The sequence below is a fragment of the Paracholeplasma morum genome, assembly GCF_016907055.1.
GTDB classification, from domain to species: Bacteria; Bacillota_I; Bacilli_A; order Acholeplasmatales; family UBA5453; genus Paracholeplasma; species Paracholeplasma morum.
This window is the reverse complement of sequence record NZ_JAFBBG010000004.1, coordinates 118,679-137,779: the sequence shown is the minus strand read 5'-3', so window position 1 is coordinate 137,779 and position 19,101 is coordinate 118,679. Positions and strand designations below refer to the sequence as shown.

The 19,101-nt window shown below is 34.7% G+C and carries 16 protein-coding genes, 2 riboswitches and 1 other annotated feature; of the genes, 15 read left to right on the top strand and 1 reads right to left on the bottom strand.

Annotated elements, in window-relative coordinates; translation table 11 throughout:
* From JN09_RS03325 to JN09_RS03295, 7 genes are all read left to right on the top strand, one after another.
* Positions 1 to 270 (top strand): IS3 family transposase (locus JN09_RS03325; RefSeq protein WP_204432650.1); only part of this gene is annotated, 270 nt, incomplete at its 5' end.
* Positions 271 to 483: 213 nt separating this feature from the next.
* Positions 484 to 657 carry a hypothetical protein gene (locus JN09_RS03320; protein WP_204432648.1) on the top strand — a complete coding sequence of 58 codons (174 nt, stop codon included), beginning with the start codon at positions 484 to 486 and terminating at the stop codon, positions 655 to 657.
* 299 nt (positions 658 to 956) lie between these two features.
* Positions 957 to 3,632: a hypothetical protein gene (locus tag JN09_RS03315; RefSeq protein WP_204432646.1), complete on the top strand. Its 2,676-nt coding sequence runs from the start codon at positions 957 to 959 to the stop codon at positions 3,630 to 3,632.
* A gap of 1 nt (position 3,633) precedes the next feature.
* On the top strand, positions 3,634 to 5,193 hold the full coding sequence (locus tag JN09_RS03310; protein ID WP_204432644.1) for a hypothetical protein: 1,560 nt from the start codon (positions 3,634 to 3,636) through the stop codon (positions 5,191 to 5,193).
* 48 nt (positions 5,194 to 5,241) lie between these two features.
* Positions 5,242 to 5,482: a binding site (T-box leader), on the top strand.
* 38 nt (positions 5,483 to 5,520) lie between these two features.
* A complete protein-coding gene (locus JN09_RS03305) occupies positions 5,521 to 6,510 on the top strand; it encodes a methionine ABC transporter ATP-binding protein (protein ID WP_204432642.1) in 990 nt (329 codons plus the stop codon).
* A 1-nt stretch (position 6,511) separates the two neighbouring features.
* The gene (locus JN09_RS03300; RefSeq protein ID WP_204432636.1) at positions 6,512 to 7,165 is read left to right on the top strand and encodes a methionine ABC transporter permease; all 654 of its coding nucleotides are present in this window, start codon (positions 6,512 to 6,514) and stop codon (positions 7,163 to 7,165) included.
* A gap of 8 nt (positions 7,166 to 7,173) precedes the next feature.
* Entirely contained in the window at positions 7,174 to 7,986 is an 813-nt protein-coding gene (locus JN09_RS03295; RefSeq protein ID WP_204432634.1) for a MetQ/NlpA family ABC transporter substrate-binding protein, read from the top strand.
* 48 nt (positions 7,987 to 8,034) lie between these two features.
* On the opposite strand, the gene JN09_RS03290 is transcribed toward JN09_RS03295, so the two are convergent.
* The gene (locus tag JN09_RS03290) at positions 8,035 to 8,907 is read right to left on the bottom strand and encodes a cation diffusion facilitator family transporter (protein WP_204432632.1); all 873 of its coding nucleotides are present in this window, start codon (positions 8,905 to 8,907) and stop codon (positions 8,035 to 8,037) included.
* Between the two features lie 33 nt (positions 8,908 to 8,940).
* A riboswitch (NiCo riboswitch) is annotated at positions 8,941 to 9,027 on the bottom strand.
* A 150-nt stretch (positions 9,028 to 9,177) separates the two neighbouring features.
* On the opposite strand from JN09_RS03290, the gene JN09_RS03285 reads away from it, so the two are divergent.
* The 8 genes from JN09_RS03285 to JN09_RS03250 all read left to right on the top strand — a co-directional run bounded on the left by JN09_RS03285 (position 9,178) and on the right by JN09_RS03250 (position 19,098).
* Positions 9,178 to 10,203, top strand: a complete 1,026-nt coding sequence (locus JN09_RS03285; RefSeq protein ID WP_204432630.1) for an L-threonylcarbamoyladenylate synthase — start codon at positions 9,178 to 9,180, stop codon at positions 10,201 to 10,203.
* A 58-nt stretch (positions 10,204 to 10,261) separates the two neighbouring features.
* The gene (locus tag JN09_RS03280) at positions 10,262 to 10,474 is read left to right on the top strand and encodes a YgaP family membrane protein (protein ID WP_204432627.1); all 213 of its coding nucleotides are present in this window, start codon (positions 10,262 to 10,264) and stop codon (positions 10,472 to 10,474) included.
* A 35-nt stretch (positions 10,475 to 10,509) separates the two neighbouring features.
* Positions 10,510 to 10,860 (top strand): DUF952 domain-containing protein, encoded by a 351-nt coding sequence (locus JN09_RS03275; RefSeq protein WP_204432626.1) that lies wholly within the window; start codon positions 10,510 to 10,512, stop codon positions 10,858 to 10,860.
* Entirely contained in the window at positions 10,847 to 11,269 is a 423-nt protein-coding gene (msrB, locus tag JN09_RS03270) for a peptide-methionine (R)-S-oxide reductase MsrB (RefSeq protein ID WP_204432625.1), read from the top strand. The genes JN09_RS03275 and msrB overlap by 14 nt, the downstream gene beginning before the upstream one ends.
* A 146-nt stretch (positions 11,270 to 11,415) precedes the next feature.
* Positions 11,416 to 11,829, top strand: coding sequence for an ATP-binding cassette domain-containing protein (locus JN09_RS03265; RefSeq protein WP_204432621.1), 414 nt, complete (start codon positions 11,416 to 11,418; stop codon positions 11,827 to 11,829).
* A 170-nt stretch (positions 11,830 to 11,999) separates the two neighbouring features.
* A riboswitch (Fluoride riboswitch) is annotated at positions 12,000 to 12,074 on the top strand.
* 88 nt (positions 12,075 to 12,162) lie between these two features.
* Positions 12,163 to 13,335: a cation:proton antiporter gene (locus JN09_RS03260; RefSeq protein WP_204432620.1), complete on the top strand. Its 1,173-nt coding sequence runs from the start codon at positions 12,163 to 12,165 to the stop codon at positions 13,333 to 13,335.
* Positions 13,336 to 13,347: 12 nt separating this feature from the next.
* The gene (locus JN09_RS03255) at positions 13,348 to 16,395 is read left to right on the top strand and encodes a glycoside hydrolase family 3 protein (protein ID WP_204432615.1); all 3,048 of its coding nucleotides are present in this window, start codon (positions 13,348 to 13,350) and stop codon (positions 16,393 to 16,395) included.
* Positions 16,396 to 16,557: 162 nt separating this feature from the next.
* Positions 16,558 to 19,098 carry a putative bifunctional diguanylate cyclase/phosphodiesterase gene (locus JN09_RS03250; RefSeq protein WP_204432614.1) on the top strand — a complete coding sequence of 847 codons (2,541 nt, stop codon included), beginning with the start codon at positions 16,558 to 16,560 and terminating at the stop codon, positions 19,096 to 19,098.
* The last annotated feature ends 3 nt before the right edge of the window (positions 19,099 to 19,101 follow it).

The following is a 19,101-nucleotide window of genomic DNA, read 5'->3' as shown; positions in this document are numbered from 1 at the left end:
TATTCATCCGTTAAGTTTGAGAAGACACATCAAACATATCCAATCACCAGATCAATGAGTCGAGCAGGAACGCCTACAGATAATCCAGTCATTGAATCACTTATTGGATGGATCAAAGGTGATTTGAAACACTATCTAAAATTACATGACTTTGGTGATATCAAAAAAGCTATAGAAATCTATGTAGATTATTTTAATCATCATAGAGTAGCTTATCGATTAGATTACTTAACACCAGTTGAATATCGAACTATAAAAGGCTTTAATTAAAAAAGCCACACATCTAGAAAATGATGTATGATAAAATATAAGTATCAAGGATATAATAATATCACTTTTTATTTCTCAAAGGTGGTACCTATGTGTCCTAGAAAATCATAGCAGTGCAATATAAATAATGCTAACGAAATTTTAATCTATGATATTAAATCAGGATTAGAAATAAAGGATATGGACTTTGAAATTGTTTTAATTGACGGGAAGTTGAGTGCGATTGAAATTGATATAAATGGTTCTTATGAAGCAAATGCATATGTTGATACTAAATTTGCAGGACCAGCATCGTTTAGTTTATCTTATTTACTAAGAGTTAATGATGATGGAAATGGTTACGTTGCACCAACTAAAGATAGTGAAGTTATATTGACGAATAGTTAATGAACAAGATTTTTTTAATTATATTATATATATTAAGTGTCACAATTCTTGTTGAGTGTCAATAAATAACACTGTAGTAGTGACATTTAAATACAATGAAGATATCTTATATACAGTGAAAATAAAAAGAGGCGATTGTTTGTCTACAGTCTGAAAACCATCATTGTGATGGTTTTTTTAATTTCCTTGGCGATAAACTAGAAAAACCCCTATGTACACTATTTTACTGTGCTATAATAAGCATAAGAGAAGCGTCTATACACTAGAGAATAGACATTGAACATTTAGGCGGAGGATATATGAAGAACTTATTCAAGAAACCGTGGTTTTTAAGCATTTCTATTATTGGGACTTTAGTTTTGAGCTACTTATTATTATTTTTAGTAGTTAATTTAAGGATAGATAATCCTTTTAATGGTAGCTTTCTAGCTCTATCTCGGAAGTTTTCTACTGGAGATAGTGTGAATGTGATATCATTCGTGTTGATGATCGCTTTTTATGTATTAGTAATACCAATACTAATATCTGTTTTCTCAATCGTTAGAAAGAAGAACTGGGGCATTTTAATGGCTTCAGTTGGGCTTTTCATTTATTCTGGAGTCCTAATGGTTGTGTTGGTCATTAATGCTGTCATAATGCCTGTACCAATTATCATATTAGTGATAACATTCCTTCTTGAGAGCCTATCGATATTGGGCGCAATTTATCGAAAAAAGACGCTCAATCTAGACAATGAATCTGTAGATAAACTGGATGAAAATGGTAATTCCGTTGCAGTCAAGATGTTAATCATTGACGTCTTAGCGATTTTAGTCATTTTAACCACCTTCTTTGTACCACTCTATTCGAGGGTTGAATCGGGTGGAACCTATACTGCAATATTAATAAATGCATTGTTTGGTGGAGATACGAACTTAGAGGTAGTTATCTATTTCTTAGTCAGTTTCTTCGCATTTGTGGGATCTTTATTATATTTTGCAAATGTGCTTTCATATTATTTCTTCGATAAGAAGTCGTTTATTAACAAATCTAAAGATATTATTAACTTGGTACTTGTATTAACTTTCATCTTCTTTGCGGCTGGGGTAGCTTTTAATGTTATCTATACACTACAAGGTAATAAGATGACATCGATTGCATTTATACCCGTTTTATTAATGGTAATCGTAAATTTCTTATATGCAGTACTTAGAGGGACATTTTATAAATTTGCGAAAGCACCAGATAAAAAAACAAGGATTCGATATGCCAAAGTAGAACCTCTGTTCTATATTATTTTACTTACTTTGGTTACTGGTCTAGTTTTACTAATGCCTATTATTTCAATGGAAGTTTCATTTGGTAGTTATGAGAGTTCTGTCAAACTAACAGGTTTAAAGATATTAAGAGATTATGGCGAGTTAGATAAAGGCTATAGAATGGTTGCCTTTATCCTCATTGTAATGCTCATTGCCTCTGGGATTAGCATCGTTAACACCATAACAAGTTATTTAGCCAATAGTAAGAGTTTTAACTCAATGGTCAAGATGGGTGCTGTGGTAAATACATTCTTTGTATTTATTATTGCGATATCGGGCTATTATTTTAAAATAGCTCAAGGTATCAATGAAGCAGCAATCATGGAAGTATTTGATTTTTATGGTATACCCCTTCCAGATGGTTATGATTATACTTATAAAGTAGGAACCGATGCCATCTATATACTATTTGGATCAATTGCAGTATTGAGTTTAATGTTCTTTAGAAAAGCATTCGAACGCCCATATTTACAAGCAGAAGCCAGCTTAGATTTGGCGCTAAGTGGCGGTAGCGATGGTAAATCTGCGGGCAGCGGTTTATCAGATGAGTTGGTATCAGAAAGCATCTTTGATCCAGCCCCATCTATTACATTCATAGACTCACAAGTTGAACTCTATAAAAAAGATTTAGAGGAAAGAAAGAAGTTCACTCAAACAGGCGCAACGCTAAGTGATTTAGTCCTGTTTGTCGTTGATTATGCAAAGAATTCAAGATTACACTTATCATACACACCTGAAGATATCGCCACATTCGTAGCTGGTCTTGGTGCAAGTAAGTTATCCATTCTTCAAGGGATGTCAGGAACTGGGAAAACGAGTCTTCCAAAGATATTTGCTGAAGCCATTTTAGGAAACTGTGAAATCATTGAAGTAGAATCCTCATGGAAAGATAAGAATGAATTACTAGGTTATTATAATGAGTTTTCCAAAATCTACACACCTAAAAAATTCACATTGTCTTTATATAAAGCAGCCTTAAATCCAGAGGTGTTTACATTTATCTTACTAGATGAAATGAACCTTTCCCGTATTGAATACTATTTTTCGGACTTCTTATCGCTTATGGAACATGAAGAACATAAACGTGAGATTAAACTACTCAATATAAACATCAAACGAAAAGATGAAAATGACACATACGAATACTCGAAATTGATTAATGGGAATACACTTATTGTTCCGCCTAACGTTTGGTTTATCGGCACAGCGAACAGAGATGAATCAACATTCGTCATCTCGGATAAAGTATATGACCGCGCTCACACTATGAATTTCATGAAACGTGCACCGAAAGTTAGAAACTATTCCAACCCAATTCCTAAACAGTTTTATGATTATAAGACCATCAATGAACTTTTGATTAATGCCAAGGAATCTGGTAATTTCGATGCAGAAAATAGTGAGATCATCAAAGGCGTTGAAGTCCTATTAGCACCATTTAATATTTCATTTGGTAATAGAATACTCAAACAAATAGAAGAGTTCGTTAACGTCTATAAAGCTTGTTTCCAAAATGAAAATGTTGAAGCAGAAGCAGTAGAAAAAATCATTTTAAGTAAAGTTGTTCAAAAACTTGAAACTAAAACCATCGATGATAAAGAAAAACTCGTAGAATCCTTTGAAAAACTTAGACTTAACCAATGTGCAGAGTTCGTAAGACGTCTAGACATCGATTAATATGGTCATTAAACAGGATAAATACCAGGTTGAGGCAAAGAAACACTTTGCCTCTCTCCTAAAAGGCATCGAGCTTTTCATCGAAAAACACCCGATTGTAAACTATATTGAGTTTGACTATTATGTCGTACATAATATGACGCTTTTTTCAATTGAGCCCAATTTTGATTTTAGCTTACTTGAAACGACCATCAGATACATTAATAAGTCATTACCAGCAATTAAGAGAATATTCACAAAACCAATCATCGTTTTAAAAGAGAACGATGATGTTTTACCTGTAGAAAACGCAAGAATCATCAATCAAGGTACGTTTCAGTATTTGGCCAATCACAGTCAACATGTGGAAAATATCACAGCTAGAGGTGTCAAACCACGAAAGCTTTTAACCCGTGTGTATGAAGATGATTATACAATTTATGAAAATGTCATATTTTGTAATTTAGTCGATGATATCCTCTATTTTGCAAGTAAAAACAGACATATTTTGAGCAATCTGCTCTATGCCAGCGACATCATGCGATTCAACATTTTGGAGAAAGTGAACCATCTAAATTACTTCTTAGCCATAGGAAAACTTCATACCGGATATATTCGAGATTTTAGTCACTATTTGGCCTTATCTAATAAACTATTGGTCGAACTGAATCAAATCACTAAGTCCATTCAGCCAAGACTTAACAAACCAATCTATCAAAAGAACAAACGCAGAAATACGGATATTAGACTGAAAAAGACCAATATCTTCTTGATGCAAAAAGATTATAAACAAGTATTCAAAACGCATAAGTACTTATCAGGTAAAGGGGTCATTATTCCTAATGAATCTGTTGATTTTGATGAAGAATGGATTAACAAGTACTACTCTAAATTTGTGCAATTGTTAATTATTTTCGCATTAGGTCACTATAATTTTGAAGTAGACCCTAAGATTAAAATGGACTTAAACAACCTTAATGTTGAGTTTTCTTATAAAGATTGGCGCGTTACTGTTCAAAATAATGAAGACGACTCTATGTTGTTATACTTTAAGAAAAACACCTATTACCGTGTCATGATTGTGGGATATAACTATGATGATGAAAAACTTAAAACACAAATCATTAAACGAAGACTTCATGATGTTATTAAGGTTGATCCTTTTGAATATGATTATGTCAATAACGACAACATGTCGATATCTATGGATGACATTGATTCCTTTAGACGACTTCAACAAGTCATTTTAAAAGGGATGATCTATACCGATACAGTCCGAGAGCTCTGCCCATTTTGTGGAGGGACATTAGAAAAACAGAAGAATGGCAACGGACATACTTGTTCAAACTGTCAGTTATCGATCCACAAGAATACTTGTCCAGAAACCAAGCTATATTATTTCTATACCACCATTCCAGAAGGAAGACATAAATCCAATTTACATAAAAATATCAGTGAAGACAAATGGCAAGAAAGTAAACGCGTTGAATCTGAGATGTTCTACAAGAACATTACAAAGCTGTCTCAAGATGGAAGTATCATTTGCCCATATTGTAAAAAAATCCATGTATCAATTGGATAAAACGTTAGTGTTGACAAACCAATTTTTAAAGTTTATAATCAAACTATCATAAATGCAGTGAAAAGAAAGAGTAATTGATTTAATCCATCAAAGAGAGCCCCAGTTGGTGAAAAGGGGTATGTAATAATCAGTGAACATGGTCTTTGAGCAGTATTCCTGAAACAGTAGTAGGGAATATCGGGCACTCCCGTTATCGAGTTAGAGTATAACATCAACAGATAAGTACTCGAAGAAGGTAGGCTTTTTGCCTATAAATTAAGGTGGTACCACGATTAATCTCGTCCTTAGCAATTGCTAGGGATTTTTTTATATTTAGGAGGTTTTAGGATGATTGAATTAAAACAAGTGCATAAAACATTTGAATCCAAGAAAGGCGATTTTCAAGCATTAAGCAACATCGACTTAAGGCTTGATGACCGAATGTGCTATGGCATTGTTGGCTACAGTGGCGCAGGTAAATCAACACTTGTAAGACTTTTAAATGGATTAATTAAACCATCAAGTGGTCAAATTCTGATTGATGGCATTGATTTAACAAAACTAAAACCCAATGAACTAAACACACTAAGAAAACAGATGGGCATGGTTTTTCAAAGTGACAATTTACTAAGTCAACTATCGGTTTATGAAAACATTAAGCTTGCACTTCAAATTAGCAATTATCCTAAGGATGAACGTCATGATCGTATCCTAGAAGTACTAAATTTAGTTGGACTTCTGGATAAGAAGGATAACTATCCAAAAGAATTGTCAGGAGGACAACGTCAACGGGTTGGAATCGCAAGAGCAATCTCCTCTAAACCTAAGTACTTACTATGTGATGAAATTACTTCAGCACTTGACCCGAATACAGCCTTAGAAGTTGTGAAACTACTCAATGAAATCAAAGAAAAAGAGTCGATGACCATAGTCTTTATATCCCATCAAATGGAGATTGTGCGCGAGATTGCCGATCAAATTGTCGTTATGGAAAATGGTCGCATTGTTGAGCAAAAGTCAACAGTTAATCTATTCATTAATCCTCAAAAAGAGATATCTAAGAAGCTATTACGACAAGAAGAACTGGATTTCTTTAGGGGCGATGACGTATATCAACTGATATATGATGCTAAAAACGTCTACGAGTCGTTGTTGTCAACCATGATTCAAACCTATCAGGTGAGATTAAGTATCTTACATGCAGAAACCCTTAAGTTGAAAGGTCATATCCTTGGTAGGATGATCATTCGTATAGAAGGAAAAAACGACCAAGAATCATTAGACTACTTACGAAATCATGGGGTAAAAATCACAGAGTTTAACAAGGAGGAACGATAAAATGTCATTTACAGCTTATGAACAATCATTATTGATTGATGCATTTAAAGACACATTATACTTACTCGTTGTAACAGGGCTATTAGTGTTTATTTTTGGAAGTATCATTGGATTAACGTTATTTCTAACAGAGTTAAATGGTTCAAAGAAACAAGCAGTATTTCATAAGATATTTGGATCAATCATGGATGTATTTAGATCGGTTCCATTCATCATTTTGATGATTATCATGATTCCTGTTACCGTATGGCTGGTCGGTACTATGTTAGGGCCAAACGCCGCGATTCCTTCCTTAGTATTAAGTGCTGCACCATTTTACGGAAGGGTATTCTATAATGCCTTAAGAGATATTCCAAAAGGACACATTGAAGCCATTCATTCATTAGGAGCAAACCGAAAGACGCTAATTGTTTTATTATTTAAAGAAGCGATGCCAAGCTTGATTTCTGGCTTTACTGTAACTATGGTTTCGCTGGTCGGGTTCATCGCAGCAGCAGGGGCTGTTGGGGCAGGGGGACTCGGAGATTTAGCAAGAAGAAGAGCACTGACAATGGATTATGACATGATGTATGCCTCAGTTATATTATTGTTAGTAATCGTATTAGTTATTCAAATTATTGGCGATTATCTAGCCAAAAGAATAGATAAGAGATAGGAGAAATCATGAAAAAAATAATAAGTTTCGCATTAATAATCGTTAGTTTAATTACACTAGCAGGATGTAATAACAATAAATATGAGGTTATCAAGGTTGTTGCAACCTCGGTGCCACATGAAGAAGTACTCATCGAAGCAATCCCATTACTAAATGAACTTGGATATACATTAAAAATCACTGTGATTTCTGATTATAGTATTGGAAATCCATCCGTTTCAAATGGTTCAGCAGACGCAAACTATTTCCAACACATACCTTATTTTAACGCATACAACGATTCTGTTGAGGCTACAAAGAAACTCGTCAATGTATTAAATGTTCACATTGAACCAATCGGGTTATATGGTTCTAAAAAGAAAGACATTAACGCACTTTCTGATGGCGATAAAATCCTCATTAGCGACAATGCTTCAGATTATGGACGTATTGTCCTATTTCTAGAAGGATTAGGACTAGTAACTTCAGTCGAAGGGTTTAACCCAGAATTTACTTATAACGATCCTGAAGAAGCTATCCTTTCGAAAAAGGTCAACTTTAGTTTTCAAATCATTGAAGCAGCACTCTTAGTCCAAGCTCAAAAGAACCAAGAAGGCGCGTTTATCTTTATTAATGGTAACTACGCTTTAGAAGGAGAATTAAGTGAAACTGAACGTATTGCAGTCGAACCAACCGAGAATAATCCGTTTGTAAACATTGTTGCCGTACTAAATGGCAAAGAAACCTCACCAAAGATCAAAGCATTAGTGGAAGTATTATCTTCAAAAACGATTAAAGATTTTATTACAAATCATTATGGCGGAGCAGTGATTCCTGCTTAACTAAAAAAAAGTACTTTGCCTAGGCAGAGTACTTTTTCACTATCGATGTTAGTTTTCTTTAGGATTGACATGAACCATACAATGAATCACATCGTGTCTCTCTTCGACCATATCGTGTACATTTTCAGAAATCAAATGTGCTTTTTCTAAACTGAGTTCACGGTCGACACTGATTTCGATGTCAACATATAAGTTCTTCACATGCATTCTAACCTTTAAATCATCTACAGATAGAACCCCTTTTACAGATAAAGCCGTTTTCTCAATTTGATCAATAATAATGGGATCTGGTGCTTCATCTACTAAGAATGAAATCGCATCTTTGGCAATCGATAAGCTTGTTTTAATGATGATTAAGCCAATTAGAACTGAGGCAATGTATTCGATATACCATAACCCAAACAGTGCAAAAATAATACTAATCACGCTAAATGAGGTTGCGATGATATCAAATAAGTGATTTAAAGCATCTGCCTTAAGCGATGGAGAGTCATATTTTTTGGCTGTTCGGTTGTTGATTCTAAACAGTATGAGCTTCACGATAACCGAGAATATTGCTGCATATAGTGTGACTATGTGTGGCATTACATACGCTTCATCATTGGTTATAGATTTATGAAAACTCTTAACCGCATCAAAACCGATTGTGAATCCAGTAATTAGTAAAACCATACCCAAAATGAAATATACTAAGGCTTCATACTTTTCATGTCCATAAGGGTGATTCTTATCAGGGCCTTTATGGGCAACTTTGATAAAAATTAATAACACAATGCTCACCAATACATCGGATAACGAGTTAAAACCATCGCTGGTCAAACTGCTGGAGTTTCCGAAATATCCGAAGCTTAACTTAATAATCGTAAGTATGATATTAAGTCCTAAACTGATTAAGATAACACGTTCAATTCTTTTTTTCATGGTCGTCTCCTAAAAATAAAAAATATCTCTGGGTGCTGTCCCACAGATACTAGAAGTTTCTGTTGCCAAAGGCCCGGCTGCACAATCCAAAGGGATTGCCGCTTGTTCAGTCTTAAATAAAAGAAAGTGTATATGATACTTATTGATTTTACCAAAAAGACTTTTCGAAAGTCAAACAATATTAGTATAATATATTACATCTAGTGAAGTCTTTTAAAGATTTCTTAATAATGGTATAATTCATTTGCTAGTAGAAACAAGAGGGATACAGTGGAAACAAAATGCTATAAAGCATCCGATTTGGATGATTTAATCAAACTAAATGAGTTAAAAACACTATTAATTGAGGGAAAATTAGTTGTTTTTCCTACAGAGACGGTTTATGGTCTAGGTGGAAATGCATTGAATAAGGATTCGTCTAAAGCCATTTATGAAGCCAAAGGTAGACCTTCTGATAATCCACTCATTGTTCATATTGCTAGAAAAGAAGATGTGAAGTTATATGCTAGAATCATTAGTGAGGATGCAGCCAAACTCATGGATGCGTTTTGGCCAGGACCAATCACGTTTATATTTGATAAAACAGATATTGTCCCTAAAGAAACAACAGGTGGGTTGGATACTGTCGCATTAAGAATGCCCAATCATCCGATTGCTCAAAAACTCATCTTATTCACTGGGGTTCCGATTGCTGCCCCTTCAGCAAACATTTCAGGTAGACCATCTTCCACACAATTTAAACATGTTTATGAAGACTTTAATGGTCGAGTGGATGCCGTTATTGATGGTGGTGAAAGCCTCATAGGATTAGAATCTACTGTCATAGATGTCACAGATAAACCTGTGATTCTTAGACCAGGTGCTATCACAAAGTCGATGATAGAAAAGGTTCTATCTTATACTATACATGATTTATCTGGTCAAAAACCTACTGAAAAAGTTAAATCCCCAGGGATGAAATATACGCATTATAAACCTAAAGGAGACGTTGTTTTATTACATGGTGAGATTGATAAAGTCAAAGCGTTTATCGATCAATCCAGCGCTAATTTAGATAAAACCGCGATTATTTGTCCAAATGAGTACACCAATACGTTTATTGGGTATCGTACAAGACCAATAGGCGAAGCAAACAATTCAAAATCGATTGCAAAGAACATTTTTTCTGCCCTTAGAGACATGGATGAATGGGATATGGATAAAATATTCATTTATTATAATGAAACCGACGAAGTGAGTTATGCAGTTATGAATAGACTTATTAAAGCTTCAGGCTATCAAATCGTTAGCTTATAAAGCATTTGGTTTTACCCAATTGACTTATCACTATATAATAGAGTCGAGGAGTGATAAAATGAAACTTAAATCAAACATCGGTCAACTAGATAAAATGATTCGTTATATGATGGCCCTTATTTTAGTTATAGTTGCCGCAATTACGATTGAGTCTATCTTGTGGTTAGGCATTTTATTGTTCGTTGTTGCTTTTGTTTTAGTACTCACAGCCCTATTTAGTTTTTGTGGGTTATACAAACTCTTTGGCATAAACACTGGTAAGATTAAATAAACAGGGCAACCTGTTTTATTTTTAAGGAGATTACGATGAAGATAATGGTTTCAATGGCTAAATCCCTATATCAAGAATCCGATTGGATTGGAGAATCCCTCTTAAAAAATGGGTTTATTCACGCAACAACCCCAGAATTAGCTTATCGTATAAAAGATAAGTTTAAAGGGGATATGATTCAAATATGGATTGATACAGATAAACTCTTAAGCCCTGTTCTATTTGAAGATAAAAACAATAACAAACTATTTTACCCTCATATTTATGGGTTAATTAACAAAGACGCCATTATCGACATTAGTCCATTGACAGAATTGGATATAATTAATCAAACCGGGCACTACAAGGGTGTCACATACATAAAGGAGCCATATGAAGAAAATTAATGATAATTTGACGCCTCTTCAAAAGAAGGTTGCTTTTGAAGGGTACACAGAACCACCATTTAACAATGAGTATAATAATGAGTTTAGAGAAGGCATTTACGTTGATATTTATGACGGTACACCATTATTCTCCTCAAAAGATAAGTTCGAAGCGGGCTGTGGATGGCCAAGTTTCTCTAAACCAATCAATCACGGAACTATCAAAGAAAAGGCTGATTACTCGTATTTTATGATCAGAGTAGAAGTGAAATCAGCAGAATCCGATATTCACTTGGGTCATGTTTTTGATGATGGACCTAAAAAACTAGGTGGATTAAGATACTGTATTAACAGCGCTTCATTAAGATTTATTCCCAAAGAAGACCTTGAAAAAGAAGGATATTCAGAATATTTAGCCTTATTTAAGTAAAAAAGACACTGTTTAGTGTCTTTTTTTAGTATATACTTACTAAGAAAATAATTGAAAAGAAGAAAGCTTATTATAGGTAATCATATGAACATATTAGAACTTAGAAAAGTCAATAAGACATTTGGTAAACAAAGGCAGTAAGTGATGTGTCCTTAACCAGAAAAGAAAATGAAATCCTCTCAATCATAGGGCCATCAGGTAGAGGTAAATCAACCCTATTAAGATTGATTTCTAATCTAGAAAAGATTGATAGTGGGGAAATCTTCCTCTTTGATCAATCCATGTCCAAATTAAGAGACAATCTCAAAAAAGAAGTCTATCAAAAAATCCAGTTTATTTTCCAGGATTTTGCGTTATTCTCTCACTTATCTGTTCAAGACAACCTCTTACTTGCACCATTAAAGGTATATAAGCAAAACAAAGAAGCAATCACAAAGGAAATGAAAGCATTGCTAAGTGATTTTAACTTGAACGATAAAATCCTTAGCTACCCAGAATCACTTTCTGGTGGACAACGTCAAAGAGCAGCAATCGTACGAGCCCTATTAACACACCCATAATCATGTTAACTCTTTTAATGGTGGATACATCGGTTTGGATAGGAAGCCCCCACTTCGATTAAGTGGTGGGTAGATCACCTATATTACACCTCTAACGGATAATAAAAGCGCTTTTACGAAAATACTATAAAACCCTTTAAAGGATTGACAAAAAACTAAAAAAAGCCTATTCTATTGATGGGAATGAAGTGCTCCCTTAGCATAAGCTAAAACCGCCAATATAGGCTAATGACTTCTACAACATTTTTTGTTGTAGGATTTTTTTTTAAGATGAACCTACTTTAAAAGTAGTATGAAAGGAATTGCCTAAAGAAAAATAGGCATGGATATACTATGTTATTATCACTCAGCTATATGATTTTACTCGGGTTAGTACTCGCATTCATACTCAAACAAATCAAAATTCCAGCATTGATAGGGTTTCTACTTACAGGGATAATCTTAGGTCCCTTTGTCCTAAATCAGATTGATTCATCTATTCTTTCAATATCAAGCGAATTAAGAACAATCGCATTGGTGGTCATATTGCTACGTGCCGGATTCATGCTTAAAATAGATGAACTAAAAGAAAACGGCATCGGTGCGTTGTTATTAACCTTTTTACCGGCCACGTTTGAAGTAATTGGGACGGTTATTTTTACAAATCTGTTTTTAGATTGGACCCTAATAGATGGGTTTATGCTTGGAGCGATACTTGCTGCTGTCTCTCCCGCTGTTGTTGTCCCCAGAATGATTAAACTGATAGAACAAGGCATGGGTTATCAAAGAAAAGTCCCACAAATGGTTATGGCTGGAGCATCCGCAGATGATATATTTGTTATCTTATTGTTTAGTTTAAGTGTATCTTTAAAAGAATCAAACACAATCGATTGGATGACGATAATAAACTTTCCCATTTCTATTTTGTTAGGTATAGGGTTAGGGTTATTTATTGGGTATATACTCGTTAAACTATTTAAAAAGGTCCATATGCGTGATACGGTTAAAGTATTGATTATATTGAGTATGTCATTTATGTTTATCTCATTCGAGAAGAGTTGGATAGAGTATAGTGGATTATTAGCTGTATTGTGTTTAGCTTTAATGATTCTCAAAGAGTATGAATTACTTGCAAATAGGTTACTCAAAAAATATGAGAAGATATGGGTATTTGCAGAAATGCTTTTGTTTATTTTGGTTGGCGCATTACTAAATCTAACGCTTCTAAAAACCATTGGATTAATCGCATTCTTGTTAATACTCTTCATTTTAACCATCCGCACAATTGGTGTCTTAGTTTCGGTTTCGATGACCCAACTCAACAAATCAGAAAAAACATTTGTTGCGTTAAGTTATATGCCAAAGGCTACCGTTCAAGCATCGATTGGATCCATTCCCCTACTATTTGGGTTTGCAAAAGGCGAAGAAATTTTGACTTTTGCGATTGCCTCGATTTTAATTACCGCACCAATAGGTGCTTATCTCATAGATTTGTTTAGTCATAAACTACTAAAAAAGGATATATGAAAGAGGGCTATTATGAAAAATTATCTTGAACTATTATCAATTGATCATTATAAAAGATTAACAGGGTTACGCGAGTTATCAAAACTTGCTGCGACTGAAGGAATAGTCCTTTTGAAAAATGAAGGCGTCTTGCCTTTGTCTGGCAAGATTAATGTTTTCGGTAGAATCCAAACTGACTATTATAAGAGCGGCACTGGTTCAGGGGGGTTAGTCAATGTGAAAGCAGTAACAAGCATTGTTGAAGCTTTGCTTGAAAATCCACTGGTTACTGTGAATGAAACATTACTCCAAACTTATCAAAACTGGCAAATCAATAACCCTTTTAATGCAGGATTAGGCAGATGGGCTACGGAACCATGGAGTCAAACCGAAATGGTTTTAACCGATGATATCCTCACTGAAGCAAAGAGTTTTTCTGATCAAGCGATCATCGTTATTGGTAGAACGGCTGGCGAGGATAAAGATAATCAGCTAGAAAAGGGCAGTTACTACCTCAGTGATGAAGAATCCTTGATGATTAAACAAGTCTCAAGTACCTTTAAGAAAACCATTGTTATTATGAATGTGGGGAATCCAATCGACATGAGTTTTATGGATGAAAACACGATATCAGCTTGTCTTTATGTTTGGCATGGAGGCGAAGACGGCGCAAGAGCTGTTTCGGATGTTATAACAGGAATTTATTCTCCATCTGGAAAACTGCCAATGACGATATCAAAATCAATCATCGATCATTACGCTCATCGTAATTTTGGCAATCAAACGGAAAACTACTATCAAGAAGACGTCTATGTCGGCTATCGATACTTTGAAACCTTTAAGCCTCAAGCCGTACGCTATCCTTTTGGGTATGGATTATCCTATTCTAAGTTTGAGTATCAGTGCCAGTTCAAACATAATGACCCATATCAAATCGAAGTAGATGTAAAAAACATTGGTTCAATGCGCGCCAAAGAGGTTGTTCAAGTATATATTGAAAGCCCTATAACGTTACTGGGAAGACCTAGCAAAGTATTGGTCGGCTATCAGAAGACCCCTATGCTTGAAGTAGGAGAATCCAGAACCCTTTATTTTGAGTTTACTAAGTACGATTTTGCATCATACGATGAAATAGGGATTACTGGATTTAAGAGCAGTTATGTACTTGAAAAAGGGCTCTATAAGATTCATGTTGCAACAAGCATTAGAGACATCGTTGAATCTGCGGATTTAGTAATTAACGAAACCGAACTCATCAAGAAATCCGAAGAAGCACTCAGACCAGTAAAATCATTTAAACGTCTTAAACCAACCTATGAAGGGGATTTAATTCTTGAAACGTTAGAAGAAACGCCTTTAAGAACATATGATTTAGCCAATAGAATGAAAGAGAGGGAGCCAATCGCACACGAAAACACTTGTTTAGAAAAAAGAACATTACTAGATGTTTATAACAAGAGAGTATCGGTTGAAGCGTTTGTCTCACAACTTGACGATCAATCATTAATTGAACTTACACGTGCTGAAGGCATGTCTAGTCCAAAAGTAACCCCAGGAACTGCAAGTGCTTTTGGAGGCGTTACAGATACACTAAAGACATATGGATTCCCAATCGCATGTTGTGCAGATGGGCCATCTGGAATTAGAATGGATTCAGGGTTCTTAGCCACAAGCTTACCTAATGGGACACTTCTAGCATCAAGCTTTAATAATCACTTAGTTGAATCGTTATATTACGCGCTTGGACTGGAACTTATAGCCTATGAAGTGGATAACCTTCTAGGACCTGGCTTAAACATTCAAAGACACCCACTCTGTGGAAGAAACTTTGAGTACTTTTCAGAAGACCCTTATTTAAGTGGGTATATGTCTAAATCGGCTTTATTAGGCTTAAAGGGAGCTGGCGTCTCAGGCACACTGAAACATTTGGCTGCCAATAACCAAGAATCTTTTCGAACACAAGTAGATTCAATTGTATCTGAAAGAGCTTTAAGAGAAATCTATTTAAGAGGATTTGAGATTGCGATTAAAGAGGGAAAAGCCGATTCAATCATGACCGCTTATAACCCAGTAAATGGCATATGGAGTGCATCAAATTACGATTTAAACACGACAATTATTCGAAATGAATTTGGGTTTAGAGGCATCATCATGACGGACTGGTGGGCGAAGATGAATGATGAAGGCGAAGAAGCAACGCTTCATAATACTAAAGCCATGGTTAAAGCTCAAAACGACCTCTATATGGTAGTCGAGGATTCTAAAAACAATTCAAATAAAGATAATTTAGAAGAAAGCCTAAAACAGAACCTAATCTCGAGAGGCGAACTTCAAAAAGTTGCGAAAAACATCAGCCATTATATTATGGACACTGAAGCATTCAGAAGACTAAACCACCTTCAGCTCAAACCGAGAATTCCTCATTTGTATTTACCATTTTTGAATTCGGTGAAAATAAACGGGACGCCACTAGACTCTTTTGACCCAAGAGTCTGTGAATATGTCTTGAATGTTAAAAATTACTTTAATGTTGAAGTTACAGTCGAAAAAGGCTTCACTTATGAAATCAAGAAAGGCCCGAGAAGTGTAATTGTTAAAGTTTTTAATCATCGTGAGCAAAATACTTATTTATTCACGAACATCGAACGGTTGATCCAATCTGATGAAACATTCTTTGGTGAGTTTGATTCAAATAAATCATTTAAAATCGGAGAATCCTTATTATCCAAAACGCAATTGGACTTCTCCATGAATTCGTATCAGACTGAAGACTTAATTGTATCTGATGGAGTTCACTTTAATAAAAATGGCATTATTAGTTTTAGTTTAAACGTTCTTTCATATGGAAAATACATCTTTGAAATCGAACTATTAAGTGATGATTCTAAACTTGCGCAAATTCCATTTTCTATATTAATTGATAAAATATCCAAATCAACGATCACAACTCACGGGACAGAAGGAAAACTAGAATGGATCAATCCCGAAATCATTTTGGAGGAAGGTAAACAGCTTTGTTCATTCAAAGCACATCGAAGTGGTCTAGTAATAAAACAGATAATCATCAAGAAACACCCATAAGAACTAAATTATGTGGATGCACCCTTTTTCTAGGAAATGGGTGCATTTTTCATTCTTAATGGTATAATAAAGTTGTAAATGTTAACTAACCAGGACCACAGTTAGCTTTTTATGCATAGAAAAGGACACTTTTGTGTTTTTTCCTGAAAGAAGGATTTTTGGATGCGACGATACAATATACGCCTATTCACAATATTTGGAATATTCTTTTCAGTACTCTCAACGATTCTAATCGTTTTTTATAGTTCTATTTCACGAAATTACATCAATCAAAAAGCCGTTGAAAACTTATCCGCTTATAACATTGGTATTTCGACGCAATTAGAAGTATCGTTAAACATCAGTAAATCCACTTTCGCTGAACTGGTTGATGATTCGATTGATAAGGGTGAAGACGTTATTGATGCCTTATCAGCACTTGATAGTTATGACTTAGTACTGGAAAAGACAGACAATGGCTATGTTCTAAATGGCGTAACCTACCCATACACATCGGTTTATAAACAAACTTCTTATTATGACAGAAGTATTTCGGTTTATCCATTAAGTATAGTCCTAGTTGGGTATACCGATGAAACAGTTTATGTCTCATTTGAACACTCAGGGTATGTTGCCTTAATTAAAGCTAAATCATTTTTTGATACCGTGTTTGAACCTTATGGAACCATTGAAAATCGATATATTATGTTCCATAAAGACGGTTATGTATATTATGACGAAAATGAGAAGGTATCGACTTACCAGCTGGGATCGCAGATCTCTGAATCCTATCGTGATAAGTTCTTTAAGAGCATTAATCAAAATACCGCTGGTAATGATGTCTATGAAATGACAGCCTTTGGTGGAAGTGTATTTTTTGCTTATGATGAATTAACCAGCATTGACGATGAAAACATCATCTATTTTGGTCAAGTTGTGAAAACAAGCACATTGCTATCTACGATGAGTTTCTTAAGTAACTCACTGTTATTCGCGTTTATTGCAATATTTGTCTTATTCATACTTGCACTAGTTATGCTTTACAGACTTTTATCACTAAAAAATGAAGACATTGAATCCGCGCGCTTAATTCACTATTATGTGAAGCCTCTTATCGTTAAAGTGAGCTTAAATGGGCGAATCTATTATCAAAACCAAAGCTTTAAAAAGATGTTACCAAATTATAAAGCCTATAAGTCCATTTCCAATTTTGAAACTAGAGATGAACTCGTTGATATTAAGGAACGCATTAAAAAACAAGAACCCTTTGTATGTACTTTTATACATGGTGAAGAAACGAAGTACATCAGATTCATTCCTGTACGTTATGCTTTCAGTTATGCCTTAATTGGGGATGACATTACGCGTCTAGAAGAAACCTACAAGTACCACCGTGAAATCGCATTTTACCATCCGATTTCTCATGAACCGAATATGAATTATTTGAAAGCAGACTTAAAGATGCTTTTGAGTGATCCAAAACGCTATAACAAAAGAAATAGCTTACTAATTTTTACAATATTCAAGTTTAATGATATTACCAAGGTCATTGGTGAAAACTTAGCTTCAGAAGTGTTATCGTATGTATCTGATAACACTAAACAAACGCTTGAAAACTATAATGCTAGATTATATCAAATCTCATTTGATCGATTTGCAATACTATTCGAGAACTTAGAGAATTATAGCGATGTCGAATCATGGGGTGTTCTTTTGCTGAAGAAGTTTGAAAAACCTGTTGATATCGACAAGAATAGATTCGCTATCCAATTTAGAATTGGACAGTTTAATATTGATAGTGATCAGTATTCAAGTATTGATGAGGAAAAAGTATACGATAACGCCTTACTAGCCTTGAATAAGTCACTCACGCTTCATTCTCAAAAACCGGTTGTTTATGATGTGACATTTGGACAAAGTTTATCCCGAAGACAAGTCATCGAAACCGATATGGTTAGCGCGATTGACCGTAAAGAGTTTGTGATGTTCTTACAGCCACAATATGCGATTGCTACAGAAAAAATCGTTGGATTTGAAGCGCTAGTACGCTGGGACAATCCAAAGTATAAGTTAGATTCACCGGCAGAGTTTATTGAAATTGCCGAAAACAATAACATGATTATCGATATCGGTCGAATCGTTATGGAAGAAACGTTTAGAATGGCAAAGATGCTAGAAGAGTACGATATAAAGATTTCGATGAATATTTCTCCGGTTCAATTACTACAAGCAGGATTCGTGACTGAAATCACGAATGCTTTCAATAGATATGGGCTAAAAGAACACAGTATTTCTATCGAAATCACAGAAACATTCTTGATGACTTCATTTGATATGATCATTGAGAAGTTAAAACTACTTCAATCACGAGGTTTTGACATTCATTTAGATGATTTTGGTACGGGATATAGTTCACTACTTTATTTAAAAGAATTGCCTATTGACGCTATTAAAATCGATAAAGAGTTTACAAAATACTCGAACTCAGACAAACATTCCAAAGCGATTATTAACATGATTATTTCATTGTCTAAGAACCTCGACTTAAATGTCATTGCAGAAGGGGTTGAAGACGATAAGCAATTTAAGTTTTTACAAAGAGCTGGTTGCGACATCATTCAAGGCTATTTCATCGGTAAAGCGATGAAAATTGAGGATGCAATTCAGTTACTAAAAGCATATAATATAGAAAAGAGCGCTCCGCTCATTATGAAGAAGAGGTGATTT